The sequence below is a fragment of the Burkholderia pulmonis genome, from assembly GCF_984667975.1.
Genome location: NZ_OZ480186.1, coordinates 1,920,344 through 1,947,315 on the forward strand (window position 1 = coordinate 1,920,344; position 26,972 = coordinate 1,947,315).

At 66.9% G+C, this 26,972-nt stretch carries 19 protein-coding genes; 11 read left to right on the forward strand and 8 right to left on the reverse strand.

Going from position 1 to position 26,972, the window contains the following annotated elements; translation table 11 throughout:
• Positions 1-78 precede the first annotated feature (78 nt).
• Positions 79-717, reverse strand: coding sequence for a 5-formyltetrahydrofolate cyclo-ligase (locus AC5LXK_RS08895; protein WP_493388524.1), 639 nt, complete (start codon positions 715-717; stop codon positions 79-81).
• Between the two features lie 199 nt (positions 718-916).
• On the opposite strand from AC5LXK_RS08895, the gene AC5LXK_RS08900 reads away from it, so the two are divergent.
• From AC5LXK_RS08900 to AC5LXK_RS08915, 4 genes are all read left to right on the forward strand, one after another.
• Positions 917-2,017, forward strand: coding sequence for an NAD(P)H-dependent flavin oxidoreductase (locus AC5LXK_RS08900; RefSeq protein ID WP_493388525.1), 1,101 nt, complete (start codon positions 917-919; stop codon positions 2,015-2,017).
• A 117-nt stretch (positions 2,018-2,134) separates the two neighbouring features.
• Positions 2,135-2,506 carry a GFA family protein gene (locus tag AC5LXK_RS08905; protein ID WP_493388526.1) on the forward strand — a complete coding sequence of 124 codons (372 nt, stop codon included), beginning with the start codon at positions 2,135-2,137 and terminating at the stop codon, positions 2,504-2,506.
• Positions 2,503-2,631 carry a hypothetical protein gene (locus AC5LXK_RS08910; RefSeq protein WP_493388527.1) on the forward strand — a complete coding sequence of 43 codons (129 nt, stop codon included), beginning with the start codon at positions 2,503-2,505 and terminating at the stop codon, positions 2,629-2,631. Before AC5LXK_RS08905 ends, AC5LXK_RS08910 begins: the two co-directional genes overlap by 4 nt.
• 107 nt (positions 2,632-2,738) lie before the next feature.
• Entirely contained in the window at positions 2,739-3,194 is a 456-nt protein-coding gene (locus AC5LXK_RS08915) for a MarR family winged helix-turn-helix transcriptional regulator (RefSeq protein WP_493388528.1), read from the forward strand.
• A 50-nt stretch (positions 3,195-3,244) separates the two neighbouring features.
• Here AC5LXK_RS08915 and AC5LXK_RS08920 read toward each other — a convergent pair whose 3' ends face one another.
• From AC5LXK_RS08920 to AC5LXK_RS08935, 4 genes are all read right to left on the reverse strand, one after another.
• Positions 3,245-3,961 carry a GNAT family N-acetyltransferase gene (locus tag AC5LXK_RS08920; protein ID WP_493391206.1) on the reverse strand — a complete coding sequence of 239 codons (717 nt, stop codon included), beginning with the start codon at positions 3,959-3,961 and terminating at the stop codon, positions 3,245-3,247.
• Between the two features lie 170 nt (positions 3,962-4,131).
• Complete coding sequence (locus tag AC5LXK_RS08925) at positions 4,132-4,455, reverse strand: DUF4148 domain-containing protein (protein ID WP_493388529.1); 324 nt, start codon at positions 4,453-4,455, stop codon at positions 4,132-4,134.
• 78 nt (positions 4,456-4,533) lie between these two features.
• Positions 4,534-4,860, reverse strand: a complete 327-nt coding sequence (locus tag AC5LXK_RS08930) for a DUF4148 domain-containing protein (RefSeq protein WP_493388530.1) — start codon at positions 4,858-4,860, stop codon at positions 4,534-4,536.
• A gap of 66 nt (positions 4,861-4,926) precedes the next feature.
• Positions 4,927-5,346, reverse strand: coding sequence for an organic hydroperoxide resistance protein (locus AC5LXK_RS08935; protein ID WP_059236751.1), 420 nt, complete (start codon positions 5,344-5,346; stop codon positions 4,927-4,929).
• 396 nt (positions 5,347-5,742) lie between these two features.
• On the opposite strand from AC5LXK_RS08935, the gene AC5LXK_RS08940 reads away from it, so the two are divergent.
• Positions 5,743-7,062, forward strand: a complete 1,320-nt coding sequence (locus AC5LXK_RS08940) for an MFS transporter (protein WP_493388531.1) — start codon at positions 5,743-5,745, stop codon at positions 7,060-7,062.
• 55 nt (positions 7,063-7,117) lie between these two features.
• Here AC5LXK_RS08940 and AC5LXK_RS08945 read toward each other — a convergent pair whose 3' ends face one another.
• Positions 7,118-8,005: a LysR family transcriptional regulator gene (locus tag AC5LXK_RS08945; RefSeq protein ID WP_493388532.1), complete on the reverse strand. Its 888-nt coding sequence runs from the start codon at positions 8,003-8,005 to the stop codon at positions 7,118-7,120.
• A 103-nt stretch (positions 8,006-8,108) separates the two neighbouring features.
• Between AC5LXK_RS08945 and AC5LXK_RS08950 the strand changes: the two genes are divergently transcribed.
• Positions 8,109-9,329 carry an alpha-hydroxy acid oxidase gene (locus AC5LXK_RS08950; protein WP_493391207.1) on the forward strand — a complete coding sequence of 407 codons (1,221 nt, stop codon included), beginning with the start codon at positions 8,109-8,111 and terminating at the stop codon, positions 9,327-9,329.
• A gap of 652 nt (positions 9,330-9,981) precedes the next feature.
• Here AC5LXK_RS08950 and AC5LXK_RS08955 read toward each other — a convergent pair.
• Together AC5LXK_RS08955 and AC5LXK_RS08960 are read right to left on the reverse strand one after the other, a co-directional pair.
• Positions 9,982-10,707, reverse strand: coding sequence for an SDR family oxidoreductase (locus tag AC5LXK_RS08955; RefSeq protein ID WP_493388533.1), 726 nt, complete (start codon positions 10,705-10,707; stop codon positions 9,982-9,984).
• Entirely contained in the window at positions 10,704-11,894 is a 1,191-nt protein-coding gene (locus tag AC5LXK_RS08960; RefSeq protein WP_493388534.1) for a hypothetical protein, read from the reverse strand. Before AC5LXK_RS08960 ends, AC5LXK_RS08955 begins: the two co-directional genes overlap by 4 nt.
• A gap of 36 nt (positions 11,895-11,930) precedes the next feature.
• On the opposite strand from AC5LXK_RS08960, the gene AC5LXK_RS08965 reads away from it, so the two are divergent.
• The 5 genes from AC5LXK_RS08965 (at position 11,931) to AC5LXK_RS08985 (ending at position 26,962) form a co-directional block, all read left to right on the forward strand.
• Positions 11,931-12,185 carry a hypothetical protein gene (locus tag AC5LXK_RS08965; protein WP_493388535.1) on the forward strand — a complete coding sequence of 85 codons (255 nt, stop codon included), beginning with the start codon at positions 11,931-11,933 and terminating at the stop codon, positions 12,183-12,185.
• Positions 12,186-12,495: 310 nt separating this feature from the next.
• Positions 12,496-13,830, forward strand: coding sequence for a thioesterase domain-containing protein (locus AC5LXK_RS08970; RefSeq protein ID WP_493388536.1), 1,335 nt, complete (start codon positions 12,496-12,498; stop codon positions 13,828-13,830).
• The gene (locus tag AC5LXK_RS08975) at positions 13,823-15,652 is read left to right on the forward strand and encodes an amino acid adenylation domain-containing protein (protein WP_493388537.1); all 1,830 of its coding nucleotides are present in this window, start codon (positions 13,823-13,825) and stop codon (positions 15,650-15,652) included. The genes AC5LXK_RS08970 and AC5LXK_RS08975 overlap by 8 nt, the downstream gene beginning before the upstream one ends.
• Entirely contained in the window at positions 15,649-17,247 is a 1,599-nt protein-coding gene (locus tag AC5LXK_RS08980; protein ID WP_493388538.1) for a flavin monoamine oxidase family protein, read from the forward strand. Before AC5LXK_RS08975 ends, AC5LXK_RS08980 begins: the two co-directional genes overlap by 4 nt.
• Entirely contained in the window at positions 17,234-26,962 is a 9,729-nt protein-coding gene (locus tag AC5LXK_RS08985) for an amino acid adenylation domain-containing protein (protein ID WP_493388539.1), read from the forward strand. The genes AC5LXK_RS08980 and AC5LXK_RS08985 overlap by 14 nt, the downstream gene beginning before the upstream one ends.
• The last annotated feature ends 10 nt before the right edge of the window (positions 26,963-26,972 follow it).

The following is a 26,972-nucleotide window of genomic DNA, read 5'->3' on the forward strand; positions in this document are numbered from 1 at the left end:
GAGCGGGAGTTTTCATCATGGATTCCAGTAGGACGCAGTGTGGCCGTCATCGTTCGGAAACGTTACGATGCAATGGCTCTAGTGGGCCAGGACGATGATCGTGGTGAGCGCGATCGGGGCCAGCGCGACACCCAGCAACATGAGCGCACCGTCGGCCGCTATCGTGATCGGCGACAGCGCGACCTTCACGCCCTGGCCGAGCAGCGACGGCCGCTCGATAACCTTGACGTTGTAAGGATGATTGAACGCCTGCGGAATCGATGACGGCGTAACGTCGTTCGGCTGGTAACGCTTGCCGCTGATCGTACCGCGCTCGGTCAGCTTGTCGCGCTCGTCCTTGAAACCGTCGGCGAGCGCGCGCTCGCGCAGTTCGGAGCCGGGCGGTGCGTCCTCGCTCGCAAGCTGCAAAATGTAACGCCCGGAGATCTTGTCGCCGTGCGTCTCGAAATCGTCGAAATCGGTATCCAGCTTGGGGCGATAGGGCGCCGTGAGGTTGACGGCGAGGGCCGGCGGCACATCGAAGATGTAGTGGTACTGCTTGCCGATCACGACGAGTTTCTTCCCGTCCGCGCTGATCAGGAACGCCGACAGCGTTTCCCGGTATTCAGGATCCTTCATCACGCGATTGGTGATCGGGCCGATATCGACGTCGGAGCAGCCGGCAAGCATGCCGGACGCCGCCACGGCGGGCAGCGCGAGGAATGTTCTTCTTTTCATGAGTGCTGTGATGGTGTTGTTGGTTTTGACAGCGGAGCCGCGTGAATGTCGGGCGAAGTGTTCGGCGAACGCTGCGCGCTGACGGCCTTGGATGCGGTTTCTCCGTCCGCTATTCTAGGGGTGAAACCGGAAATGCGATACGTGCGGCCGACGCGGCGCGGCAAGCCCGCGCTTCGGCCCTCGACAGGAGGCAGGCGACATGAATCAACCGACCGACAACCGGACGCTGTTGCACACGCTCGGCATCCGCATCCCGATCGTCCAGGCGCCGATGGCCGGCGTCAGCACGCCGGCGCTGGCCGCCGCCGTGTCGAACGCAGGCGGGCTCGGCTCGCTCGGCGTCGGCGCGACCAACGCCGACGGCGCGCGCAAGATGATCCGCGACACGCGCGCGCTCACCGACCGGCCGTTCAACATCAACCTGTTCTGCCACCGGCCGGCCCAGGCCGATGCAGCCGTCGAACGCGCGTGGCTCGACTGGCTCGCGCCGGCGTTCAGCGCATATGGCGCGACGCCGCCCGCTTCACTGTCGGAGATCTACACGAGCTTCGTCGCCGACGGCGCAATGCAGGCGATGCTCGTCGAAGAGAAACCCGCCGTCGTCAGCTTCCATTTCGGGCTGCCGTCCCCAGCCGTGATCGCCGCGCTGAAGCACGCGGGCATCACGCTGTTCGCCGCCGCGACGAATCTCGACGAGGCACGGCAGATCGCCGCCGCCGGCATCGACGCGATCGTCGCGCAGGGCATCGAGGCGGGCGGGCATCGCGGCGTGTTCGATTCGACCGCACACGACGATCGCCTCGGCACGTTCGCGCTGACGCGCCTGATCGTGCGCGAATGCGCGCTGCCCGTGATCGCCGCCGGCGGCATCATGGACGGCGAAGGCATTGCCGCCGCGCTCACACTCGGCGCGCAGGCCGCGCAGCTCGGCACCGCGTTCGTCGCCTGCCCGGAAACGTCGATCGACGACGGCTATCGTCGCGCCATCCTCGGCGACGCGGCGCGCCGCACGACGTTCACGACCGCAATTTCCGGCCGGGTCGCGCGCGGCATCGCAAACCGGCTGACCGCGCTCGGCGACGACCCGCACGCGCCGACCACGCCCGCGTACCCGATCGCCTACGACGCGGGCAAGGCGCTGCATGCGGCCGCGAAAGCAAAAGGCGAATTCGGTTACGGCGCGCAATGGGCCGGGCAGGCGGCGCCACTGGTGCGTTCGCTGCCGGCCGCCGAGCTGTTCGCGGCGCTCGAACGCGAAACGCGCGCGGCAATCGCGCGGCTGCAGCACGTGCTCGACTGATCGCGCGGGCCGCAGATTTGCAATGTTCTGTATCCGCACTGGCTGCGGATACAGCGTGATACATCGCCCGCGCGCGGGTTCGCTATAAAGCAGGCATGACCTCTTCCGGAGTCCATCATGTCTGCCACGTGGTTCAAAGGGTCCTGCCATTGCGGGGCCGTCAGGTTCGAAGTCAGGGCGGCCATTGCGCCGGCCGTTCGCTGCAACTGCACCCTGTGCCGCCGGCGCGGCGCGCTGATGAGCCCGATGTTCGCCGCCGCGGACCTGACGATCGTCGAAGGCGAGAGCGTGCTGACGTGCTACCGCTTCAACACGCGCACGGCCCGTCACTATTTCTGCAGCCGGTGCGGCGTCTATCCGTTTCATCAGACCCGCAAGGATCCGGCGTGCTGGCGCGTCAACCTCGGCTGCCTCGACGGCATCGATCCATATGCGCTCGACGCGACGGTCGCCGACGGTGCGAGCCTTTCGGTCGTGGAGGACGCATGAAACGCTGGCTGATGATCCTGCTGTTTGCCGCAGGCGGGCTCGCGAACGAAATCGCGCATCCGGCGCAATGCTCGTTGCTGTCGGTCAGCCGTCAGCAAACCGGCAAGCGCCGCAGGCAGGGCTGAGCGCGCGCCGCGTTGGTTCATCGAGGCCGATTATCATGCTTCCGATAAGATCGCATGCGATATATAATGCGGTTGTCTGCGACCGTTCGCGTCGCTGGAGGAAGTCCATGAAACCGACCGACACCCCGTCGCCTGCCGCGCCGAAGCTCTCCGAATTCCTGTGCTTTGCGATCTACTCGGCGAACCTCGCGTTCGGCAAGGCCTACAAGCCGATCCTCGACGAGCTCGGCCTCACGTATACGCAATACATCACGATCATTGCGCTGTGGGAGCAGGACAACCAGACCGTCGGCCAGCTCGGCGAAAAGCTGTTCCTCGAATCCAATACGCTGACGCCGATCCTGAAGAAGCTCGAGGCAATGGGCTACCTGGAGCGGCACCGCGATCCGTCCGACGAACGCCAGGTGCTCGTCAGCCTGACGAAAAGCGGGCGCCGCGTTCGCGAGAAGGGGCTCGACATGAATCTGATCGAAGCCACCGGGTTGAAGCCGGATGAATTCGCGAAAGTGCAGAAGGCGATCGTCACGCTGCGCGGCAACCTGATCCGGTCGATCGAAGCATAAAGGCGCTCACGCCGAAGGCGGCCGACACGTGCACCGTGTCGGCCGCGTCGTCATGCCTGCGCGTCGCCGAGCACCAGCAGGCGCATCTCGCGGCGAACGACGAAATCGAGCGCGATGTAACGCTCGATCGCTACCTGGTTCGTCGTGAGGACGTGCAGGAACGGCGTTTCCGCACGTGCGTCGATCGACGCAATCAACGACCGGATCAAGCGGGCCGCAAGGCCTTGCCGCCGAAATGCAGCATCCACGCACACGGCGCTGATCTCCGTATAGCCATCGAGCTGCATCCGCTCGCCGGCCATCGCGGCCAGCCGGCCCTCGCGGCGCACGCCGATGTAGCGGCCGAGCTCGAACGTGCGCGTGCCGAACGGGCCCGGCTGCGCGGCGGTGGTCAGCGCAAGCATGTCCGGCACATCGGCCTCGCCGAGGGTGACATGCTCCGATTCATGCGCCGGATCGCGCGTTCCCTGCCAGACCATCTGGAACAACGTCGCGCGCCGGATGACCGGGATGCCCGCAGGCGGCTCGATCTCGTCCGGCGTCACCAGCGCAGTGGGCCCGTACGCGGCGATCAGGTCGCGCAGCGCGTCGAACGAGGCCGCGCTCGTGTCGGCGATCGCGGCAAACGGCGCAACGGGCGCCGGAAACCGCCACGCGCGGTCATTGCCGAGCGCAAAGCGGTGCTGCTTGCCCGTGAGCGCGTTCCACGCAACGCGATCGAGCGCGTGCGCTTCGCCTGTCGCGTTTCGGGTCGTGGCATCCGGCATCGACTGCTCCTCGAATGAAGGTGGGGTGGCGCACAGCATAGACCGGGATCGATCGGGCAGGTAGCGCCGTCGATGCAAACGCCGTCTCTCCCCAAAAACAAAAGCGCATGCGATTGCATCGCATGCGCCTTATATGGCGGGTGTTGGCGGCCGACTTCGTCGCACCCGGCTCAATGGCCGAAATAGATCGAGCGCTCGGCCGTTCGTACCGCGCTGCTGCCGGACTGCGTTGCGCCGCCGGTGTTGCCTCCGTAACCGGCAGCCTCCGTATCGGCCGCAACGGCACCGTTGTCATGAATCCGGCTCAGCGCCGCCTGGATAGTGTCCGGGTAGTGCGGATCGTTGGGGCGGTTCGGCTGATAGCCGGCTTTCTGCAGCGCAGCCAGTTCCGCACGCACCTGCGCACGCGTGACGGTGCTTTCGCCGGCGAACGCCGGTGCGGCGACGGAGGCCGATACGGCAACGAGGAGGGCTGCAATCAGTTGGGTCTTCATCATTTACCTCGACAGGGGAAACAGGGATTCAGGGGTTGCGCACCGCGCGCCGGCCATCGGCGCCGTTCGCGATTTCGTTCAATGACCGAAGTAGATCGAGCGTTCGGCGATACGTGGCGCCGGCCGGCTGCCCGACTGCGTGGCGGCGGAAGCCTCGTTGCCGTAACCGGATGCCGTCGCATCGGCCGCCACCGCGTCGTTCGCGTGAATGCGCGTCAATGCGGCCTGCAGGTCGTCCGGGTAATGCGGATCGTTCGCGCGGCCCGGCACATAACCGGCTTGCTGGAGCTGGACGAGCTCGGCATGTACCTGCGCACGCGTCACGGCGGAGTCGTTGGCAAACGCCGGTGCGGCAACAGAAGCCGAAACGGCGACGAGCAGGGCAGCGATCAATTGGACTTTCATCATTCACCTCGATGGAATTGGAATCGGGAATTCGGGAGGGCGGCGCCCGGCCGCCCGTTGCAACGTTCAGGCGATACGGATGTCGACGTCGATGTTGCCGCGCGTCGCCTTCGAATACGGGCAGGTCTGGTGCGCGGCGTCGACGATCTGTTGTGCGACCTCGCGATCGAGCCCCGGCACGCTCACGTTCAGCCGGGCCTGCAGGAAGTACGCGTTGCCGCCGGTGCCGAGATCCACTTCGGCGTCGACCGCGAGACCGGCCGGCAGCGTCACCTTCGCGGCACGCGCCGCAAGCTGCATCGCGCCGATGAAGCAGGCCGACCAGCCGGCCGCGAACAGCTGTTCCGGGTTGGTGCCGGTGCCTGCGCTGCCCGGCGACGACAACTGGATGTCGAGCCGCCCGTCGGAACTGCGTGCCGCACCGTCTCGGCCGCCGGAAGTCGTATGCGTCTTGCCCGTGTACAGCACTTTTTCGATCTTGCTCATCATTTGCTCCGTCAGTTGAGGTTTGTGTCAGATGCGATTCGATCGCATGCGATGCAGTTTGGCCTTGGCACTCCGTCACGTCAAGCGCATTCGATTAAATCGCATACGATATTTTGTATTTCAATGTATCTGGATGATGTGGTGCCTTTCAGGGCAAGGCTTTCACGTGATCAATCCCTTATTATCCGGCTTCAGGAAAAACAGAACGATGCCGGGAAGGTGGCAGGGGAGCCGCGCGTCGTCCGGCCGAAGTTTCCATAAAGCGAACAGGTTCCTTGTCATTATTTCGCTTTCTACGACGCAACGTCTCTTCTAACCTTGCCGCACCCGATCGCAAGCGGCCCGCCCGCGGCCAGCGCGCACGGACAACGAACACAATCGAAACGGAGACATTACGTGTCGCGCGTCAGCCCTCTTGCAACGGCCACGGATTCCCGGCCGACCGGAACCCTCGCGAACCTCCGATCCATCTTCAGCGGATCGGTCGGCAACCTCATCGAGTATTACGACTGGTACGTCTATTCGGCGTTTTCGCTGTACTTCGCGAAGGCGTTCTTTCCGAACGGCAACCTGACCGTGCAGTTGCTGAACACGGCGGCCATCTTTGCCGTCGGCTTCATCATGCGCCCGATCGGCGGCTGGCTCGTCGGCATGTACGCGGATCGCCGGGGCCGCAAGGCCGCGTTGCTGGTCTCGGTGCTGGCCATGTGTGCCGGCTCGCTGATCATCGGGCTGACACCCGGCTACGACACCATCGGCATCGCCGCGCCCGTGCTGCTGGTCATTGCGCGGCTGCTGCAAGGGCTGAGTCTCGGCGGCGAATACGCGAGTTCGGCGACGTACCTGAGCGAGATGGCTCATCCGTCCAGCCGCGGCTTCTATTCGAGCTTCCTGTTCGCGACGCTGTCGCTCGGCCAGTTGCTCGCGATGGGCGTCCTGGTCGTGCTGCAGCAGTTTTTCCTGACGACCGCGCAACTCGAAAGCTGGGGCTGGCGCATCCCGTTCCTGCTCGGATCGCTGCTGGCCTGCAGCGCGATCTTCCTGCGCAGCAACATGAAGGAAACGACCTCGTTCGAGCAGCATCGCCAGAGCAAGCGTCGCCACGCGTCGATCGCCGACCTGCTTCACCACAAGCGCGAATGCCTGATCGTCGCCGGCCTGACGCTCGGCGGCACGGTCGCGTTTTATGCGTACACGACGTACATGCAGAAATTCCTCGTCAACAGCGCGGGGATGAGCAAGGCCGACGCATCGATGGTCTCCGTGATCAGCCTGCTGGCGTTCGTCGCGATGCAACCGATCTTCGGCAGCCTGTCCGATCGCATCGGCCGTCGTCCGCTGCTGATCGCGTTCGGCGTGCTCGGTACGCTCTGCACGGTGCCGATTTTCCAGGCGCTGCGCGGGGTCCAGACGACCGGCAGCGCGCTCGCGCTGATCGTCGGCGCGCTGCTGATCGTCAGCCTGTATTCGTCGGTCAGCGCGGTGGCCAAGGCCGAACTGTTTCCGGTCGGCGTGCGCGCACTCGGCGTGGGGTTGCCGTACGCGATCACGGTATCGCTGTTCGGCGGGACGGCCGAATATGTCGCGCTGTGGATGAAGAGCATCGGACACGAAGCGTGGTTCTTCTACTACGTGTCGGGCTGCGTGCTCGTCTCGCTGCTGTGCTACCTGTGGATGCCCGATCCCAAGCGGGTCTCGCGCATCGACGAGGCGTGACGACGGCACGCCTCTTCCGGGCCGCCCGCGCGTAACGCCGGGCGGCCGTCACGCATCAGCGGAAATCCGCATGCTGCCGCACCAGCGCCAGCATCGACGGAATCAGCCCGCGCACGTCGCCGCGGCGCCACTGGAACGCATACTGAAGCGGCGCCAGCGGCGGCTCGCTCGTCAGCTCCACGAGGTTGTCGCCCAGCCGTGCGCGCGCCCAGTCGACGGGCAGGAAACCGATGCCGACGCCTTCGCCGAGCATGCCGGCCACCGCACTCCAGTTGTTGCACGCGATCCGTCGGGCGTGATTGATGCCGCACGCCAGCAGCCAGTCGTCGAGAATGCGCGTTACGCCCGAACCGGACGGCAGCAGCACCAGCGCATGGCTGGCGATCAGCGCCGGCGTCAGCACGCGCGCGCGGCCGACCAGCGCCTCGGCCGCCATCCATGCGAACCGCGCTTCCGCCACCGGCTGCGACAGCACGCTGCCGCGCGACGAACGGCCGGCGATCACCGCGAAGTCCAGTTCGCCGGCGTCGACTTTCTCCTCGAGTGCCGCGCCCACGTCGACATACGGCTCCAGCGCCAGCTTCGGATGCAGCTTCTGGACCGCCGCGACGAAGCGCGGCAACCACGTCAGCGCCGACAGCTCGCCGACACCGAAGCGCAGCCGGCCGCTCAATCCTTCATCCCGTGCAACCGATTCCTGCAGCGCAGCGACGGATTCGAGCACCCGCACCACGGCCGGCAACAGCGCCTCGCCGGCGTCGGTCAGCACGGCCCGATGGCCGCTCCGGTCGAACAGCGTGCGCTCGACGACCTGTTCCAGTTCGTTGATGCGTTTGGACAACGACGACACCGACAGATGAAGCCGTTGCGCGGCGGTCGAGAAGTTTGCGCAGGTCGCCGCCCAGTAGAACGCGTCGAGTTGCTTGAGAGTCGGGGTCGCCATTGTCTTTCGCTTTTATCGAACAAATTCATTGGAAGATTATCGCTTTTTAAGCGCCTCGCGCGTACCTAAAATTCCGGCACCGATTCGAAAACAGGCCGCAGAAATGACCCCGTCCGCCTCATCCCTTCCCGGAGCAAACCGCCCCCTGGCCGACACGCGTGCGCCACGCGTGCTGCGAAAAATGCTGAGCCTTCATGATTTCGAGGCGGCGGCGCGGCGCGTACTGCCGCGCCCGATCTTCGGCTACGTCAGCGGCGCGGCGGAAGACAACCGCACGCGCGACGACAACCGTGCCGTGTTCGACGAGTACGGGTTTGCGACGCGCGTGCTGCGCAACGTTTCGCAACGGCAGCAGACGGTCGAATTGTTCGGACGACGCTATGCGTCGCCGTTCGGCATCGCGCCGATGGGAATCCATGCGCTGTCGGCCTATCGCGGCGACATCGTGCTCGCACGTGCCGCGCAGCGTGCTGGCATCGCGTCGATCATGAGCGGCTCGTCGCTCATTCCGCTGGAGGAGGTCGCGGCCGCCGCGCCGGGCACCTGGTTCCAGGCGTACCTGCCGGGTGATCCGGGCCGCATCGGCGCGTTGCTCGAACGCGTCGCGCGCGCAGGCTACCGGACGCTGGTCATCACCGTCGACATCCCCGTGTCCGCCAATCGCGAGAACAACGCGCGTACCGGCTTCACCACGCCGCTGCGCCCCGGGCCGCGCCTGTTCTGGGACGGCATCACGCGTCCGCGCTGGCTGGCCGGCACCTTCGCCCGGACCTTGCTCGCGCACGGCATGCCGCATTTCGAAAACTCCTTTGCGACACGCGGCGCGCCGATCCTGTCGTCCACGGTGCTGCGGGATTTCTCCGCGCGCGACCATCTCGACTGGGGGCATCTGCAACGGATCCGGCAGGCATGGCAGGGCGAGTTGGTGATCAAGGGCATTCTCAGTGTGGAAGATGCCGTGATCGCCCGCGACGCGGGTGCCGACGCCATCATCCTGTCGAACCACGGCGGCCGCCAGCTGGACGGCGCGGTCTCGCCGATGCGGATCCTGCCCGACGTGATTCGGGCGCTCAGCGCGGATTATCCGGTGATGATCGACAGCGGCTTTCGCCGCGGATCGGACGTGCTGAAAGCCGTCGCGCTGGGCGCACGCATGGTGTTCGTCGGACGGCCGTTCAATTACGCGGCGGCCGTGGCCGGCGAAGCCGGCGTGCTGCACGCGATCGGCCTGCTGCGCGACGAAGTGGACCGGAACATGGCGATGCTGGGCGTCGAGCGGTGCAGCCATTTGACGCCCGACGTGCTGATCCGCAAGGGTGGATGACCGGCTTCGCAGACGGCCGTCCGGCAGCCGGGCGAGCCTCGCCGGTCGATATCCCGATACCGCGATGACCGTGCGCCTGGATGTCACCGATCCGGCATCGGTCGCCGTTGCGCCTGCTGCTCGGCAAGGCCGCACTCGACGTTGCGCTCAAGCGCCTCGATGCGCTGCGTGCGAATTTCGAAGCATGGCGCGATCTCACCGAGGGGACTGATTTTCCTGCGGCTTGACGGGCCGGATAGTCCGTCGCGGAACATGCAGTTGGATAAAACGATGCATCTATCCGGATAACTTTTCTTATCACAACAGCATGATTTAATTTTCAAACTGACCAATCGGCAAACGCGTCAGTGGCGGCGGCCAGGAATGCCGCGACCGTCATCGCCCGTCGGATACGAGGGGCAAGCCTTTGCGAAACCGCAGACGCGCAGGGCGAATACCCGCGACCGGCGGACAGCGCTCCAACAAAAACGCCCCAAAGGCCGGATCGCTGTCCAGCTTTTGGGGCGCATTTCATCGAGTCGGTTTTCGACGGTTTTCGACTAGCAGGATCGGGCACGCCGGCAACCTCCGTCGGCCGTTCCTCCGCGATGGTCGCGGCCGGCACCCGACCCGTCTGCCCGGCGACTCGCGACGAAGCGCGAGTCTGCTGGCATCACGACGTTTGCGCGGTGGACGTCAGGAAGATCTCGCGCATGCAGACGTGCTGCGGCTGCGCATAGGCGAAGCACACCGTGCGTGCGACGTCGTCGGGATGCAGGACCGAATCCAGCGAACTCATCCACTCGCGAAACATCGTCCTGGCGGACTCCGACGTGGTGGCGTCGAGCAGGGGCGTGTCGACCACGCCCGGCGCGATGGTCGACACGCGGATATTGTGCTGGCCGAGATCGGCACCGAGCGCGGCTGACATCCCGTGCACCGCGAACTTCGACGCGCAATACGCCGAATGAAACGGAAAGGCCTGGCGGCCGGTGATCGAGCTGACGTTGAAAATGCTGCCTCGCCGCCGCTCGACCATGCCCGGCAGCACGCTCTGAATCGCATTCATCGTGCCGACGACGTTCACGTCCAGCATGGCCCGGAGTTCGTCGGCCGATTGCTCGAGCGGCTCGCCGAGCAGCATCGTTCCCGCGCTGTTCACGAGGCAGTCGACGCCGCCGAACTGCGCCTGCGCGGCCTGCACCGCGGCTCGCACCGCATGCTCGTCGGTCACGTCCGCCGCGACGCAGGCGGCGTTGGGCAGGTCGAGCGCCTGCAGCTCGGCCAACCGCCGCGACACCAGCAGCAGCGGATGCCCGAGTGCCGAGAACGCACGCGCGACCGCCGCGCCGATGCCGGAACTCGCGCCTGTCACCATCACCAGCGGCAAAGTCGTCACGACGCGCCTCCGGTGCGGACCCCGCGGTCGCGCTTGCGCTGCGCGCGTTGCTGCACGTCGGCGTACATCGCCTTGACCGCATTCGCCGTGAAGAACGCCATGTGTTCGTCGAAGCGTCCCGGATGGACGATCGAGAACGGCGCGGGAGGCCGTTTGCCGAGCGTGGCTTCGTAAAGCGGGCCGATCGGATCGTTCAGGTGCGAGCTGCGAAAGTTGTGCGCGGTCTGGGCCGCGTTTTCCGCGCCCGAAATCGACGCCGTCGGCGTGTTGTCTTCAGGGCTCACGCCGATCTGCGTCTTGACGAACTGAATGTGCTCGTCGCGCCATGTCCGCACGTACTGATACACGTAGACCGTCTGACGAATCATCGCCGCAAGTGCCGGTTGCGTGTTCAGGCGCAGCACCTGCTGTGCCTGCTCGAGCACGGCGTCGTCGTCGCGCGCGGCCGTTTCGTTGAACTGCATCAGCCGCAGGCGCAGCGAACGTACCAGCAGCGGGTAGATCGTCAGGAACAGCCCCTTGCGAAGATTGTGCGAATGCGAACCGCTCGTGATGCCAAGCGCCGGCCGGATTGCGAAGTAAGCCTTCGGACTCAGCGTACGCACGATCGGCTTGATGTTGTCGGTGACGATCTGCAGCAATTTGTTGCACAGCGCCAGCGACGTCGCCTCGTGCTCGAACGACGCGTTCGCTTCGTTCACGAGCGCCAGGATCGAATCCGCGATCACGTCGTTGACGAGGCCCACGAGCACTTCGCTGATCTGGTGGTACGCACGGAACTGCATCAGGTACGTCGGATCCTTGAGGTCGACGCAGGTGACCGCATCGCGTACCTCGTCGTTCTGCACGACCCGCTGATAGAACTGCTCGGCGCTCTCGCCGTCGAGGCGAAACACGCCCGGCACGCGAACGTGGCTCAGCACGGCCAGCCAGATCGTTTCGTAATTGGTATTGACGAAGGTGTGGAAGAACGTGAAGCGCTGCGGATCGTCGAGATCCTTCTCCGACAGGTCGACGACCGCTTCCGGCGCCGATTTCAGCGCTTCGTACATCGCTTCGGTCTTTTTCGCGGCAGCCTGATAGGTGGCCGAATCCTCGATCGACAGAAAGTCGCCGCCATTGCGGCCGAGATCCGTTTGCACCAGCAGCTGAGAAAAGCGGTGCAGAGAATCGTTGAAATGATTCATCCACGAAATCTTGATCGACACGTCGCCGAAGCGGGAATGGCTGATGTCGTCGATGATCCGATCGGCGAGGACGGAAATGTTATTCAGGCAGATTTCCGTCCCTCTGAAAATCGCGACAATACATTTTGCATCGACTTGTTGCTTTTCGCAGTTTATGAGTCGATCCAGATATTTCACGCCATGCAGAAGTTCGTAGTTCGCAAGCACCGCGGTGCCGTCGATCTCCGCGTGAGTCGAGAACGCCTCGCGACGGCGCGAGATTTCGTCCAGATCCAGCGATTTGGCGAGTAGCTTCTCCGTCGCGTGTTCCGCGGTGACGGGGAGATTGCTTTTGCTGCGCAGGAACGAGGCGATCTCTTGACGAATCGCCCGGGCCGATTCGCTCTCAGGTGCTTTGACTTCCATTTAAAACCTCTCGATGGTCCGATGTTGATTTAATTGATTTTCATGGCGTATCAGGGTGGCGCGGGGGAGGATTGTATCGACTATTTTATCGAAATGATCGCTGTCAAAACAGACAGCTTTATTTACTTCTACGACACCTGATGTTTATGTCAGGGATATCTGTCAGATATTGCAGGTTCACGACAACGAATTTTGATTGTCTAATCACATGCCGCAACGGCCATTTGAAATTAAATATATTTCTTTAGCATGTTCAAAGAAACGTGCGGTTTGCAAATCAGGTAAATACAGAATGATGCGGACGGACGATATCGCCCCGCGCCTGCGGGCCAGCATGGCCCAGGTGCTCGGAGCGCCGCTCCATTACGGTTTTCTCGCGGCGTTGTGCCGCGCCGGGGTGCAGGGCGTCGATTGCGGCAACGACGCGACCATCACGATCCGCAGACGCTCGGCTGTCGTTGGTGCTGCCCCGGCGATCACGATCGGATCGCCCGAGATCGCCGGGTCGTTCCGCACGCTCGTTCGACGGGTCGCCGATCGTCTCGACGCGGCGGGGGGCGCGGAAGCCGGCGCCGCCATCGATCAATGGGAGCTCGAAATTCGCGGCGGCGCGCACGGCCCCACCGTGCTTCGGCCGCACGATCCGACGCAGGCCAACGCATGGCAGGTGAGCATTGCCGGCGCACCGGCGCCCGCGGCCGCCATCGGCGACATGTGGTGCCACACCGCATCCGAACTCGCCGATCAGTTGACCGTCGATCCGATCGTCGACGTCACACGCGTGCTCGCCGGGCGCTCCACGTGCGACGCAAGCGATGCCGTGCTGACCCTGATTCACGGTGCCGACGGCAGCGTCGTGCCGTTCGCGCCGCTGGCCGCACGGCTGCCGTTCGTCGTCCGGGCGTTTCGCGGGGTGCCGGCGCAACTCGCGCAGGCCGCCGACCTGACGGATCTCGCGCACCGGTATGTCGATGCGCTGTGCGAGATCGACGACCGGCCTTTCCACTGGATCGGCGGGCACTCGTTCGGGGCGGTGGTGGCGCGTGAAATGGCCGCCGTGCTGGAGCAGCGCGGCAAGCGCCTCGGCGTCGTGGTCAGTCTCGATCCGTCGCTGGCCCTTGCGGCACGCGAGCGCGTGAGCGACGACCGTACGGAGCGCGTCACGCTGCTCAAGGCGATGTTTCCGCCCGCGGAAGCCGACCGCATCCTCGCCGAATCGCCGAGCGACAGCGAAATCGACGCCTGCCTGCGCCGGCGCATGCCCGCCGCCCGCCTGCGCGAGGTGCTCGACATGCGCCGCACGTGCCTGGCATTGCTGAAGTCCCATCGCACCGCCGCGGCCCCCGCCGCGCGCGTGGCATGCCTGCACGCGCGCGAGCCGCTGCTGCCCGACTGGCATGCGCACGCGCTGCAGCATCGCGTGCAGGGCATCGAAGTACCCGGCAATCACTTTTCAATGCTCTCGGAGCCACACGTCGCCTGTGTCGCTTCGATCGTTCAATCCCTTCGTCCTGAATCCTGCGATGACTGAATCCCTCTATTCACCCCACATCCCGCATCGGGTCTTCGAGCAGTGCGCGGCAGCGACACCCGATCGAATCGCGGCCATCTCGGATCGCGAAAGCGTGACCTACGGTGAGATGAATGCGCGCGCGAACCGGCTGGCGCGCTTTCTGCGCGATGAAATCGGCATCCGCGCCGGCGAGGCCGTCGGCGTGTGTACGGATCACGATCCTGTCAGGCTCGTCGCGTTGCTTGCCATCCTGAAGTGCGGGGCCGTCTACGTGCCGATCGATGCCGCGTGCCCGGAGGACCGGATGCGTCACATGGTCGAGCGCGCGCGAATCGCGTTCGTGCTGACTGCCCTGGAAGGTCGCGCCATGACGCAGCTCGGCGGCGTGCGGCAAAGCGACGTCTATGTGGCGTTGAATCAGGCAAGCCCGTTGTCGTCCGACAATCTCGGACTGGATGCCGAGCTGCACGATCCGCTCTACGTCATCTTCACGTCCGGTTCCACCGGGCTGCCGAAGGGCGTGGCCGTCTCGCACGCCGCTGCGTGGAATCACTTCAGCTGGATCATCGACTACCTCGGCTTTCGCGAGGACGACCGCTGGCTGCAAAGCATCAACCCGTGTTTCGACCCGTCCATGCACGAGCTGCTCGCGCCGCTGACGATCGGCGCGACGGTGTGCTTTCTCGGCGGCACGCACCGGATCGACAGCGTCGAGATCGTGGCCGCGATCCGGCGGCATGCGGCCACGCACATCACGACCGTGCCGACGATGTTCAACCTCATCACGCAAACGCCGGGCTTCGATCAATGCACGAGCCTGAAGGCGATCTGCGTCGGCGGCGAGGTCTTTCGTCCGTCGCTCGCGGAACGCGCCCGGCGCCTGCTGCCGGACACGGTCGTCCACAACGTCTACGGGCCGACGGAGGCGACGATCATGGCGAGCGCATGGCCTTTCGACGACGCACCGCGGGATTCGCTGCCGATCGGCGCGCCGGTTTCGCACACGCGCTTCTACCTGCGCCGAACCGCGGCGGACGGCGTGACCGACGCGATCGTGCCCACGACGCCGGGGGAGGAGGGCGAGCTCTGCATCAGCGGCGCGGCACTGGCCAACGGCTACGTGAACGACCCCGCGGAAACGGCGCGGCGCTTCATCGCGAATCCGCTGTTCGAGGCCGGCGACCTGCCGGTGTACTCGCGCATCTACCTGACGGGCGACATCTGCCGGGTCGATGCGGACGGCCTCGTCCACTGCGTGGGGCGCGTGGACGACCAGGTGAAGATCAACGGCCAGCGCGTCGAACTGGCGGAGATCGAAGCCGCGGTGCTGCGCTCGCCGATGGTTCGCGATGCCACCGCGCTCGTCGTCGGCGACCGGCTGACCGCGATCGTGGTCCTGGCCGACGGCCACGACACCGCGTGGATGCGGACACTGGGCGCAACTGCGGCCCACGCGCTGCCGGCTGCCTGGGTGCCGAAGGACTGGGTCGCGGTCGCGGAGATTCCGCGCCAGGCGACGAGCGGCAAGGCAGACCGGCGTGCGCTCGTCGACCTCTGCCGCCAGGCCACCGAGCGTGCCCGCGCGGATGACGCGCCGGCCACCGACGTCGAGTCCGAAATCGGCCGTGTGCTCGCCGAGCTGATCGGCCTGGGCAGCGATGCGTTGATCGACCGGGACGAACCGTTCGCGGATATCGGGCTCGATTCGCTCGGCGTACAGGCGCTGTCGCTGCGGCTCAGTTCCACCTTCGGGGTGCCCCTCCGTGCCGAAGACATGTTCGAGTACTACACGATCGACCTGCTTTCACGGGAAATCCACTCGCGGCTTGCAACGGCATGAGAACGACACCGGTCGCCGGGCGCGATGGCGCACGCGGCGCCGGGGCTTCTAGACGGAGAATTCATTTGGATACCGATGTACTGATCGCCGGTGGCGGTCTGGCTGGCCTGTATGCCGCCCACGAACTGAAGAAGCGTCACCCCGAATTGCGGGTTCGCCTGTACGAGATGCTGTCGCGCGTCGGCGGCCGGGTGCAGACCGACGAAATGCTCGCCGGTGCATTCCGTGCGGAATACGGCGCCGTGCGGATCGAGCCCGATCTTCAGCCGCTCGTCGATGCATTCGTGCAGGCGCTGGGCGTACCCGTGCAACCCATTTCGTCGCATGAGGCAGGTTCGTCGATCCGTCCGTGTGCGGCGAAGCTGACCGAGGACGAACGCGCGCTGCTGGCCGATCCGCGCGCGCACGATCCGCCCTGGGCACTGCTGATGCACGCGGTGCGCGTGATCGTCGCGGACCAGTGGGATCTCGACGGCGACCGCTTCGACCGGCCGGGCCGGACCGACGCGCTGGCGCGATTCCGCACGGACGCGCAGTTCGGGGGCATGCCGCTTTACCAGCAGGGCATCTGGAACGTGCTGTCGAACGTGCTGAGCCATGAAGCGGTCGAGTTCACGCGCGAGAAAGGGGCGTTCTACAACTTCAAGAACGCGAATCCGAATGCGGCGGAATGGATCGCGACCCTGCTCGATCTGCGCCTGCTCGAGCGTCCGTCGTACCTGCCGGTCGGCGGCATGCAGACGCTGATCGATTACGCCGGCCGCGCGGTGCGCGCACTGGGCGTCGACGTGGTCGTGGATCACGCGCTCGTCGACGTGTCGGAGCAGCCCGACGGCGCCATCGCCGCGACGATCGAAGACGTGTCGACGGCAGAGCGGCGCCGCGCCGTCGTCCGGTGCGGGCGCGTCGTGCTCGCACTGCCGCAGCGCCCGCTCCGGGATCTTGCCCGCTGCCTGCCGCCGGCCGTGACCGCCAGCCTCGATGCCGTCGTCCCGTTCCCGATCACGTGGGCATGCTGCGTCGTCGAGGATCCGTGGTGGAACGCCGACACGGCACCAGGCAGCGGCGAAGGCGCGATGGTCCGGGCCGCTCATTTCGAGGTCCACCCCAGCCAGCCTGAACGGTACGGCATGGCGATGTTCTACAGCGACGAGCCGTGGCATCAGTACTGGGCCAACCTGATCGACACGGAAGAGGGTCGCCGCGGCTGGCAGTCGGCCCCGTATCGCAACCGGGGCGAGCGCCTGAAGGCGGCGCTCGTCCGGACACTGCAGCAGACGTTCTCGCGCGACGACACGCCGCGCATCCTCGAATGGGGTATCCGCGACTGGAGCATGGCGCCGTTCGGCGCCGGCGTGCATTTCTGGCGCCCCGGCTACCGTTCGGCGGACGTGATCCGGCAACTGGCCGCCTTCGGCATCGGCGCCGATCCGGACAACCGGCGCGTGCACATCTGCGGCGAGGCCTATTCGGACCTGCAGGGCTTCTTCGAAGGCGCGTGCCGTTCGGTGCAATGCATGCTGCAACAGATCGACGCGCAGAGCGGAACGGAAAAGCACAACGAAACGACGGAGTCGAGCAATGAAGCAGCGTGAACGGGTACCGGAGGAGATCTCCATTGTCGGCATGGCCTGCGAGTTGCCCGGAACCGCCCATTCTCTCGACGCGTTCCGTGCCGTGGTGCTGGACGGGCGGGAAACCACCGGGCCGATGCCGGCCGGCCGGTTCGGCGCGGACGGCGCCGCGACGCCGCCGCAAGCGCTGCACGGAGGCTTCCTTGCGCGCTCGCCGTGGGCATTCGATCCGGCGGTGTTCTCGATCGCGCCGAAAGAGGCGATCTACATGGATCCGCAGCATCGGCTGCTGCTGGAAACGAGCTATCACGCCATCGAGGACGCGGGCATCGACCCGTCGTCGCTGAAGAAGCAGCGCTGGGGCGTGTTCGTCGGTCTGAGCACGCTCGACTACGCACGCCGGATGGCAAGCAGCGACGACTACAACGGCTTCCTGAGCCGGGGCGCGCTGGGCAGCATGGCCGCGGGGCGGATCGCCTATCACCTCGGCCTCGAAGGCCCGGCGTTCGTCGTCGATACCGCGTGCTCGTCGTCGCTGGTGGCGGTTCACCAGGCGCTCGGCGCGCTGGCCGCGGGCGAATGCGACGCGGCGATCGTGGCCGGCGCGTCGCTCATGCTGACGCACGACTACAGCGTGGATCTGGCGCAGGCCGGCATGCTGGCCGCCGACGGTCGCTGCAAGACTTTCACGCGACACGCCGACGGCTTTGCGCGCGCCGAAGGCATCGGCGCCGTCGTGTTGATGCGCCAATCGGACGCCGCGCGCACCGGCAAGCGGATTTACGCGAACCTGCTCGGCAGCGCCGTGAACAGCGACGGCCGCAGCAACGGGATCACCGCGCCGTCGCAGGCCGCCCAGCGGCGCGTGATCGAAGACGCGCTGTCGAGCGCCGCGCTGACGCCGGCCGACGTCTCCTATGTCGAGACACACGGGACCGGTACCGATCTCGGCGATCGCATCGAACTGTCCGCGCTTGCGGACGTGTTCGGCAAACGCACGCATCCGCTGTATCTCGGGGCGGTCAAGGCCAATATCGGCCATTGCGAGGGAAGCGCCGGGATCGCGAGCCTGATCAAGGCGTCCCTGTGCCTGTCCGCGCGGCAAATCGCGCCGCATTGCATGGCGGACGATATCAGCGAGGATCTGCCGCTTGCGCGCTTTCAGGGCGTGATCGCTGCGACTGCCACGCGCTGGCAGCCGGGCGACGCGAACGGGCGGCTGATCGCGGGCGTCAGCTCGTTCGGCATGAGCGGCACCAACGCGCACGTCGTGCTGGGCGAGTCGCGCGCACATCGCGCGACCACGCCGGCGGCGGAGCAGCGGACCGGCGCGAGCCTGCTGTTCCTGTCGGCCCGCACGCCGGCGTCGGTTCAGGCGCTGGCTGACGCCTATGCCAATGCGATCGAGGCAGCGCCCGATACCGACCTGCACGCACTGTGCGCCGCGGCGCTGGCGAACCGCCAGGTCTGGCCGCATGCGTCAATCGCGGTCGCGGCCGGCAGCCCGGCCGAGCTGGTCGAGCGGTTGCGCGAACGTTGCGCCGCACCGGCCGCGACGACGCGGCTGCGACGCATCGCGATGGTCTTCACCGGGCAGGGCAGCCAGTACGCGGGCATGTCTCGCAGCCTGTTCAACGCCAACCCGCGATTCCGCGCGTTACTCACGGAATTCGCCGCTCATGTCGACAGCATCGTCGGCTGGGACACGCCGTTGCTGCCGCGCATGCTGGCCGCCGAGCAGGCTGCCGGCGCATCGCTGCCGCTCGTGCGCGAACAGCGGACGTCCCAGCTCTCGCTGCTCGTCCTCCAATGCGCGCTCGCGCAATTCTGGCAGGAACTCGGTTGCCGGCCCTACGCGGTGCTCGGACACAGTGTCGGTGAATATGCGGCGGCATGGTTCGCCGGCGCATTCGACTTCGACACGGCGGCCCGCCTGGTGCTGGCGCGCGCCGATGCCATGGAGCGGGCGTGTACGGCCAGCCCCGGAAAGATGCTGTCGATCGCTGCGCCGCGGCAGATCGTCGAGGCACTGATCGACGAGGTCAATCGCGGCCTGCCGTCGGCCGCGCTGTGGCTGTCGGCGCTGAACGCGCCGGAATCGACCGTGGTCGCCGGGTCCGAGGCGGCCGTGCTGGCCGCCGCGGAGCAGGCACGGCGGCAAGGCTTGACGGCCATGCCGCTCGACACGCAGGGCGCATTTCACACGCCGCTGATGCAATCAGCGGCAGACGAATTCGCCGCGCACGCGTCGCGTCTCCTGGCCGGCGACGTCGCGGTGAAGCGGCCGGCCGTCCGGTTCGTGAGTTCGGTCGAAGGGTGGGTCGGGTCCGCGCAAATGGAAGCGGCGCCGGGTTCGCCGGCATACTGGGCCGAACAGATCGTGCGGCCCGTCGATTTCGCGGCGGCCGCCGCCGGGATCGTCGGCGACGACGTCGACACAGTGCTCGAAATCGGGCCGCGCCCGGTGCTCTGCGGCCTCGTCGCGGCCACCGCGCGGGCGGCACAGCGCGTGTTGGCGTGCCTGCCCAGCATCGACCGGCGCGGGGCCGACGACGAAACGTTCCTGCGTGCTGCGGGACGCCTCGCGGAGGGCGGCGCACTGGACATCCGGACGGCCATGCAGGCATTCGGCGATGCGCGGGCCGCCGAGCCGTTCGTCGAACTGCCGAAATACCGTTTCGACCACACGCTGCTGCAACCGGCTTCGTGGCCGCACACCGTCTCCCGCGCGGGCACCCGTACCGCGCCGCCACAGCCGCTGCGCGATGCGCCGGCCTGGTCGGGCATCGACTTTCGCGCGACCTTGCAGGTCGACCTCGGCACGCCCGCGCTGGACTGGATCAATCAGCACCGGATTCACGGCCGGGCGATCGTACCCGGCGCGTTCTACCTGTCGACGGGTGTCGCGCTCGCGATGCAGGCCATTGCGCAAGCGCGCCGACAGGATCCCGCCGGCACGATGATTCGGCTCGACGACCTGACGGTCAGCCGCCCGCTCGCATTCGACGATCCGGCGGCGACGCACGAGGTGGCGTGTCAGGTGACCGGCCCCGCGCACGATGGTCGCTACACGATCGTCTATCGACTGCCTGGCGACGGCGATGCCGAACTGGCGCGCGTGCACGTCGCATCGGAACACGCGCCGCTGCCGCCTTCGAACGGTCCGTTCGCCGAGCAGCCTGGCGAATGGGTGCGCCCGGACGCGTTCTTCGAAGAATATGCGCGGCGGGGCGTCCAGTACGGCCCGCTGTTCCAGCGGATCGCCGCCTGCCAGCGCGTCAGCGACATCGAGGTACGCTGCCGCATCGCACCGCCGGATGCGCAGCCGGCGCTGCCGCTCAGTCACAGCGCGTTCATCGACACGTGCTTCCAGGCGCTCGGCGTGTGCCGCGGCCGGCCTGACAGCGCCTATGCCCCCGTCGCGCTCGAGTCGATCCGGATCGATCCGGACGCGCGCTGGTCGTCGGCGCTGACTTGCCGGGCCGTGCTTCGGGAGTCGAGCGACACGATGCTGGTCGGCGACGTGGTCGTCCAGGATGCATCCGGCCGAGACGTTGCAACCCTGCATGGCGTAACCTGCGTGAGCCTGTCGGCAAGCGCCGCCGAGCGCCATGACGTGCACTTTCGGGTCAAATGGGTGCGCGACGGTGCCCCGACATTGTCGGCCGGCGCATCGCTGGCCGGCGAAACGTGGCTGCTGCTCGCGCCGGCAGATGCCCCGGCGCCCGATCACTGGCACGAGCGCCTTGCCGGGCGCGGCGCATCAAGCCGCTCGCTCGCGTTGCCGGGAGAGTCGCCTCGCGATGGCGAGCCGATCGACGACCCGCAGGCGGATGGCGCGCGGGTACGCACGATCGTCGTCCGGGCACCTCACGCGTGGTTGTCCGGCGCAGCGTCTTACGGCACGGTCGCCGCGTTCGTTCGAGACGTGCGGCGCAGCGTCGAGACGGTGTCGGACCGGCAACCGGGGCAGCCGCTGCAGGTCTGTCTCGTGACGGAGACGGGTCATGCCGCGCCGGACGTGCTGGGCGCCGCGACGATGCAGGCGCTCGCGGTGCATTTGCAGGCCGAACTGCCCGCGCTGGACGCGGCGCAACTCGAGGTCGCCATCGCGGGCGACCGCGTCGTCGACGCGATCGTGGCGGTACGTGACGCGAAGCCGGGCATCACGCCGCGGCGGATCGCGACACCGCTGTGGCGGATCGACGAAGCGGGGCTGGCCCGCCGCGAAACCGTGGCCGGTCTGCCGGCAGTCGACGGCGGCAGCGCACTGCAGCCGCGCAGCGAAGGCCGTTACCTCGTGACCGGTGCGTTCGGCGGGGCGGGCAAACATCTCGTCGAACATCTTGTCGACGATTGCGGATGCCGGAACCTCGTCCTGATGCGCCGTCGTGATCTGACGCCGGACGAAGACGATCACCGATGGGTTGCGGGCCTGCGCGAGCGGTCCGGCGCGACGATTCAACTGCTCGTCGCGGATCTGTCCGCCGCCGATGTCGACGGTGCGTGGCTGACTGCCCATGCGGGCGCGCTGGACGGCATTTTCCACCTGGCCGGCGCGACCGCCGACCGGAACATTCTCGACACCGACGCGGCGCAACTCGACACCGTCCTCGGCGCCAAGCTGCGCGGTGCGTCGGTGCTCCACGACTACGCATGCGGGCAGCCCTCGATCGAGTTCATCGTGCATTTCTCGTCGCTGGCGTCGTTCGTCGAGTCGCCAGGTCAGATTTCGTATGCGATCGCGAACGCGGGGCTGCAACGGCTGGCCGCGCACGGCGCGTCGCTCGGCCTGCCCGCCATCGTGGTCGACTGGGGGCCGTGGGCGGACACCGGCATGCTGAAGCGGGTGGGCGCGCGCGCACCGTCGCGCTCGCTGCGACGGCTGCAACCGCTCGCCCCGAAAGCCGCCTGCGCGGCATTGACCGCCGCGATGGGGCGCATCGGGCACGGCGCGCATCTGGCGATTTATCGCGTCGTCCCGGAAGCACCCGCACGATCGGGCGACACGGTCGCGACACGCAACGCAGCTGCGGCCGCGATCGGGCCGGATTCGGCCACGACGACGGCCGACGGCGCGTTCGCGCTGCTGACCGGGCTGATCGCAGCGGAAACGGGCCACGCGTCGCAGCAGATTTCCAGGACGTCGACGCTGGACGAACTCGGGCTCGATTCGGTCGGCACGATCCGGATCCGCAGCGAACTGCAGGGGCGACTCGGGCTGAGCCTGCCCGCGAGCCTGTTCTTCGACAGCGCGACCGTCGCGGACATCCATGACCGGCTGGTGGAGTCGATGAGCAAGGCGACGGCACCGGTTCACGTCGAGGCAGCGCCCGTGAAGGAGGGCGGGGCGCCGGCGCGCGTACCGCTCTCGTACAACCAGTTTGCGATCTGGTACGAACAGATCCGCCACCGCGACAGCCGCGCCTACAACTGCGCAGTCGGCTGGCGCGTGGCCGGCAAGGGGCTCGACCTGGATCGGCTGGCGGCGCGATGGCGCGAGCTGCTTGGCGAACACGAATTGCTGCGCGCGACGTTCGACGAAGTCGAGCACGAGCCGGGATACGTCGTTCATCCGCTCGACGAAACGTTCTCGCGTTGCGCGATCGCGACCGAGGACGCCGCCTCGGGCGCCGACGTCGCCGCCCGGATCCAGGCGCTGCTGGCCGCGTCGCCCGATCTCGCGACCGAATTCGCGACCCGCGTGAACGTGTTGCGCGTGTCGCCGCACGAATGGCATCTGGTCGTCACGTCGAATCACCTCGTGATGGATGCCGCGACCATTTTCATCGTGGGCGTCCAGCTCCTTCAGGCGATGTGCGGCACCACGGCGCCGCTGGTCGGCTCCGACGCACCGTATCGCGACTTCGTCGGTACGCAGCGGGCACTCGATGAAACGACCTTGACGGCGGCGCGCGCGTTCTTCGTCGAGCGGATCATCGACGCCGACGGCGTGCCCGTCAGCGTCGACCTGCCGGTGGATCGGGTGCGGACGGAGCAGGGCGTGAAAACCGGCGGCACGGTGCGCGTACCGGTGTCCGGGCGCCTGGCCGGGCAGCTCAACGCGATGCCGGGCGGACGGCGCGCGGCCGTGCATCTTGCCGCATGGCTGCTGCTGCTCGCGCGATACTCGAACCAGAATCGCGTGATCACGGGCGTCGCGTTCAACGGCCGCTCGGCGCAACGCTGGCGCAACACGGTCGGCCATTTCGTCAACGTGCTGCCGCTCGTCAGCGAAGTCGACGAAAGCCAGACCGTCACGGCGGCGGTCGACCGGGTCCGGCGTGCACTGTTCGAGCTGGTCGACTACCAGGATGTCCCGCTCGCGCTGTTGATGCGCGACGAACGCCTGCGTTCCGCCAGCAGTTCGGCAGGGCTGTTCCAGACGTATTTCAACTACTTCGATGCGTCCGAGATGGCGGTCGACGTCGGCGCGCAGTGCGACGCAACGCCGCTCGACATCACGCAGCAGGAAGCACAATTCGACCTGAGTGCGTGGGTGACGCAGCGCCAGCACGATTGGGCGATCGACCTCAAGTACGCCGATGCCGTGTTCGACCGCGCGACGGTCGAACAGATTGCGGCGCATTACGCGACGCTGCTGGTCGCGTTGTCCGACCCCGGGCACGCCGAACGCGACGTGGGTTCGATCACGATGCTGCCGGCCGAACAACTGCAGTTGCTGGCATCCGGGCACGGCCCGGTTCCGCGCGACACGCGGGATGTCGACCAGAGCGACACCGCATGCGTGCACGAGCAGTTCGCACGGCGCGCGGAAGAGACGCCGGATGCGGTCGCCGTCGAATGGGGCGAGCGCCGGCTGACCTACCGTGAATTGAACGTGCTGGCCGATACGGTGGCCGATACGCTGCGCAGCCAGGGCGTCGGCAGCGAGACGACCGTCGGGATCCTGATGCCGCGCTTCGGGTGCCCGGAATCCATCATCGCGATCCTCGCGATCTGGAAATGCGCTGCCGCGTACGTCGCCCTCGACCTGAAGCATCCGGCGGCGCGCACCGGCTACATGATCGACACGGCCCGCTGCGCGATGGTGTTGACGCAGACGCACCGGCTGTCCGACGGGGTGCGGCAAGCGCTCGCCGAACGCGACACGCTGGCGCTGTGCGACGTCGTGCTGCGCGCGGACCGCGCTGAGATCGACTGCGACGTCGTGCGCGCCGGCCGCGTGCAGCATCACGCGCGACTGGAACCGAACGGCGACTATGCCGATCGGGGCGGCAAGCTCGCTTACGTGCTGTTCACCTCCGGCAGCACCGGCAATCCGAAGGGCGTGCTGGTCGAGCATCTGGGGCTGACCCAGCGCCTGCGCTGGATGGAGCGCCATTTCGGCTTCTCGGCGCGCGACCGGTTCCTGCAAGGGACGGTTCTGACGTTCGATATCTCGGTGCCCGAATTCTGCCTGCCGCTGATGACGGGCGGGGTCGTCGTGCTGATGGACGACACGGACGGGCCGGCCGGCCACGCCGCCGTGTGCGTACGCCACGGCGTGACCATGATGAGCACCGTGCCGTCGCTGCTGAACCTGCTGCTCGAGCCGCTCACTCGCTGCCCGACGCTGCGGCACGTGATTTCGGTCGGCGAGGCGTTGATGCAGCCCGTGGTGCGCGCGTGGCTCGCGTCGGGCACGACCACGACGCTCAACAACCTGTACGGTCCGACGGAAGTGACGATCTATGCGACTCATCATGCGTGCACCCGGGCACCCGACGGGCCGGGCGCATCGATCGGCGTCGCCTGCGACGGCGTGCGCTGCTGGGTGCTGGACGCACGCGGTCGCCCGGTGCCGCCTGGCGTGCCCGGCGAGTTGTACCTCGGCGGCAGCGGTGTGGCGCGCGGTTATATCGGCACGCTCAAGGCGCCCGACGCGTTCTCCGCAAATCCGTACCAGGACGGTGCGACGCGCATGTACCGCACCGGCGACATCGTCAAATGGCGGCGCGACGGCGAACTCGACTACATCGGTCGCAACGATTTCCGCGTGAAGCTGCGGGGGCTGCTGGTCGAGCTGGGCGAGATCGAGCATGTGCTGATGTCGCATCCGGGCGTCCGTCACGCGACCGCGCTCGTGGTCGACGTCGGCGCCGCATCGTCGGCCGGGCGGCAGATCGTCGGCTGCGTCATTGCGAACGCGTTCGACGAGCCCGCGGTATTGGCCGGTGCGAAAGCGCGGTTACCGGATTACATGGTGCCGTGGCGCCTGATGCAATTCGAGGACTTTCCGTCGAACAGCAGCGGCAAGGTCGACCGGAAGGCGCTCACGGAACGCGTGCTGGCCCGGATCGAGCAGGACGCCGACGCGCGGCGGCAGCCGGATGCGGTAGACGAGTTGTCGCCGGAACAGGCAGCCCTGTGCGCGCTGTGGAAGACGCAGCTCGACCTGGCCTCGATCGGAACCCGCGAGAACTTCTTCCAGCTCGGCGGCGATTCGCTGTCGCTGACGCGCATGGTCCTCGCCGCCGAACGCGAACTCGCGCTGAAGGTCGACTTCAGCCTCTTCCTGACCAACCCGACAATCGACGGTTTCCTTGCCGCTTGTGCAAGCCGGCCCGACGGGGCGACGACGGCGGACGACGCCGCCGACCGGCAGGACGATGCACCGTATGCGTCGGATCTTGCGGCCGCCGCGACGTTGCCGGCATTCACGGGGACGGCGGCGAGGGCGACGGACGCCTATCTGCTGACCGGCGCAACCGGGCACCTCGGCGCGTGGCTCCTGCGGATGCTGCTCGAGGAAACGCACGCGGATGTCTACGTGCTGGTGCGCGGCAACGACGACGCCGACGCGCACGCGCGTCTCGAAGCACGCTACCGGGCAATGTTCGGCGGCGCGCTGCCCGCCGCGCGCGTCCGCCTCTGCCGGGGCGACGCGACCTTGCCGCAGTTCGGCATGGACGACGACAGCCATGCGCAGTTGCTGACCCGCGTCACGCAGGTCATCCATTGCGCGGCGCACGTGAACCATGCCGCCGACTACGCATTCATGCGCGAGGGCAACGTCGGCGCGAGCCGGCACGTCCTGGCGTTTGCGTCGGCCGCGAAAGTCGCACACGTGCACTACATTTCGACGCAGTACACGGAGCTGGGATCACTGCCGGAGCAATGGCTCGACCACGCGGCGATCCGCGAGTTGTCGTCGGGCTACGAACGCTCGAAGTTCGTGGCGGAAGCCTGCTTCGCGCAATCGGTACTGCACGGTTATCCCACGTCGATCTACCGGCTGCCGTTGCTGATCGACGACCGCGATCCGAACCTGAAACGGCAGAACCACTTCGTCGCGTTCGCCAACAAGTGCGTGGCGATGGGCGCTTACCCGGATATTCCCGTTGCGGTGCCGGTCATGCCGACGGAATACGTGGCTCGCTACATCGTCCGTCGCAGCAAGGTCACCATGATGTCGGCCGTGCGCAATGTCCATCTCGACGATCTGGATTTCCGCGCGATCGTGGCGCGGCTGCGCGACGGGTCGGCACTGCGCGGGATACCGGCGGCCGACTGGGTCGCCCGCGCCCGCGACGAGACGCCCGAATCCGATCCGTTCTTCAGGATGTTGCCGCTGTACAGCGCGCTCGGCGACGGCGTCGGTAGCGGGCGGCCTGTCGAACATGCCGCGTATCTCGACGAACTCGGCCCGCTGGAAATGCCGGCCGCCGCCGACCCCGGCGGCTGGCTGCTCGACACGACCGCAGATTGCCTCGACCGGCTCGCGGCGCTTTGATCCCTTTTCC

What these genes read in the sequence shown, in the direction of transcription:
- AC5LXK_RS08895 (WP_493388524.1), bottom strand. Translation starts at nt 717, where the DNA reads ATGAAAAGAAGAACATTCCTCGCGCTGCCCGCCGTGGCGGCGTCCGGC.
- AC5LXK_RS08900 (WP_493388525.1), top strand. Translation starts at nt 917, where the DNA reads ATGAATCAACCGACCGACAACCGGACGCTGTTGCACACGCTCGGCATC.
- AC5LXK_RS08905 (WP_493388526.1), top strand. Translation starts at nt 2,135, where the DNA reads ATGTCTGCCACGTGGTTCAAAGGGTCCTGCCATTGCGGGGCCGTCAGG.
- AC5LXK_RS08910 (WP_493388527.1), top strand. Translation starts at nt 2,503, where the DNA reads ATGAAACGCTGGCTGATGATCCTGCTGTTTGCCGCAGGCGGGCTCGCG.
- AC5LXK_RS08915 (WP_493388528.1), top strand. Translation starts at nt 2,739, where the DNA reads ATGAAACCGACCGACACCCCGTCGCCTGCCGCGCCGAAGCTCTCCGAA.
- AC5LXK_RS08920 (WP_493391206.1), bottom strand. Translation starts at nt 3,961, where the DNA reads ATGCCGGATGCCACGACCCGAAACGCGACAGGCGAAGCGCACGCGCTC.
- AC5LXK_RS08925 (WP_493388529.1), bottom strand. Translation starts at nt 4,455, where the DNA reads ATGAAGACCCAACTGATTGCAGCCCTCCTCGTTGCCGTATCGGCCTCC.
- AC5LXK_RS08930 (WP_493388530.1), bottom strand. Translation starts at nt 4,860, where the DNA reads ATGAAAGTCCAATTGATCGCTGCCCTGCTCGTCGCCGTTTCGGCTTCT.
- AC5LXK_RS08935 (WP_059236751.1), bottom strand. Translation starts at nt 5,346, where the DNA reads ATGAGCAAGATCGAAAAAGTGCTGTACACGGGCAAGACGCATACGACT.
- AC5LXK_RS08945 (WP_493388532.1), bottom strand. Translation starts at nt 8,005, where the DNA reads ATGGCGACCCCGACTCTCAAGCAACTCGACGCGTTCTACTGGGCGGCG.
- AC5LXK_RS08950 (WP_493391207.1), top strand. Translation starts at nt 8,109, where the DNA reads ATGACCCCGTCCGCCTCATCCCTTCCCGGAGCAAACCGCCCCCTGGCC.
- AC5LXK_RS08960 (WP_493388534.1), bottom strand. Translation starts at nt 11,894, where the DNA reads ATGAATCATTTCAACGATTCTCTGCACCGCTTTTCTCAGCTGCTGGTG.
- AC5LXK_RS08965 (WP_493388535.1), top strand. Translation starts at nt 11,931, where the DNA reads ATGGCTGATGTCGTCGATGATCCGATCGGCGAGGACGGAAATGTTATT.
- AC5LXK_RS08975 (WP_493388537.1), top strand. Translation starts at nt 13,823, where the DNA reads ATGACTGAATCCCTCTATTCACCCCACATCCCGCATCGGGTCTTCGAG.
- AC5LXK_RS08980 (WP_493388538.1), top strand. Translation starts at nt 15,649, where the DNA reads ATGAGAACGACACCGGTCGCCGGGCGCGATGGCGCACGCGGCGCCGGG.
- AC5LXK_RS08985 (WP_493388539.1), top strand. Translation starts at nt 17,234, where the DNA reads ATGAAGCAGCGTGAACGGGTACCGGAGGAGATCTCCATTGTCGGCATG.